General features: G+C 45.5%; 1 protein-coding gene and 1 pseudogene. Both read right to left on the bottom strand.

What is annotated here, in order from left to right:
- Positions 1–357 (bottom strand): Slp family lipoprotein (locus R7040_RS28205; protein WP_318097851.1); only part of this gene is annotated, 357 nt, incomplete at its 3' end.
- Between the two features lie 39 nt (positions 358–396).
- Positions 397–593: pseudogene (locus R7040_RS28200) on the bottom strand (chromosome partitioning protein ParA); the annotation flags it as partial.

The raw sequence follows: 593 nt of genomic DNA, 5'->3' as shown, positions 1-593 counted from the left end.
GGCCCCTTTGCCCACCACCGTCACCACACGGCCTCGGCTAAATGCAACGGGTTCTAAGTAGCCATCAAAATACACGGCGAAACGACCCGTAGGCTCTTGGTCAATATCAGGTTTGCCAGATTTATTGATAGGTAGATTGACGATCTCTAGGCGTGTTTTGTCTTTGAAGTTGTCCACTTTCGCAATGATACCGCCGAGGCGAACATCATTCGTGACCTCTCCTTGAGACTCAGCAAAGGCCTTATAGTCGGTAACGACTTGCTCTGTACTAGCGTTCAACTCTTCAGGAAGAGAGCTGCATGCAGACAAGCCAAAAGCGGCAACCAAAACCAAAAACAACCGTCCAAAAACCTTCATAAACCACCATTTAATCTATTAATACCAATTCGAGGAAATTCATACATAGATATCGACACCCAGTAGTTGAGCCAGTTCCTCTTTTTTAGCTCGATTCATGACATCCATGTACTGCTCCATGGCTTTGCGAGCATTACCTTCCGGCAAATCATATTGTATTTGAGCACGATGAATTTGGGACTCATCAACTTGTTTTATGGAATGCGCGACTGCGTTTGCAACCTTTGAAGGTTGAC

The sequence above is a fragment of the Vibrio sp. 1069 genome, from assembly GCF_033340555.1.
The sequence above is the reverse complement of the archived record's forward strand: the minus strand, read 5'-3'. Positions and strand labels throughout refer to the sequence as shown.